This window comes from Pseudoalteromonas sp. SIMBA_162 (assembly GCF_046535955.1).
Classification (GTDB): domain Bacteria; phylum Pseudomonadota; class Gammaproteobacteria; order Enterobacterales; family Alteromonadaceae; genus Pseudoalteromonas; species Pseudoalteromonas marina.
On record NZ_JAWJBQ010000217.1, the window covers coordinates 1 to 300 of the forward strand.

Here is a 300-nt window from a genome sequence, read left to right on the forward strand (position 1 = left end):
CCACGATGAGCTGGAGGGCGCACTCGAGTCGATGACGGCGCGCTCTCGCACCCTGGTGACGCTGATGGATAACCTGCCGGGCGTGGTGTATCGCATCGAGGTCAACACTGGAGTGCTGACCTTCATCAGCAACGGCTCGGCCGAGCTGTGCGGTCGCTCGGCCTCCAGGGTCAGTTGGCCGGGGGTCTTCAGGCGGCCGCCGACGTCTCCGAGGTTGGCCATGGAGCTGCCGAACACCCCGCTGCCGCTGTGCAGCAGGCTGCCGCCGCGGTTGTTGAAGCCGCCGGCGTCGAAGGCCAG

The 300-nt window shown here is 68.0% G+C and carries 1 protein-coding gene; it reads right to left on the bottom strand.

The window, feature by feature from the left end; translation table 11 throughout:
• Positions 1-300 (bottom strand): hypothetical protein (locus tag R0J88_RS19440; RefSeq protein ID WP_410900787.1); only part of this gene is annotated, 300 nt, incomplete at both ends.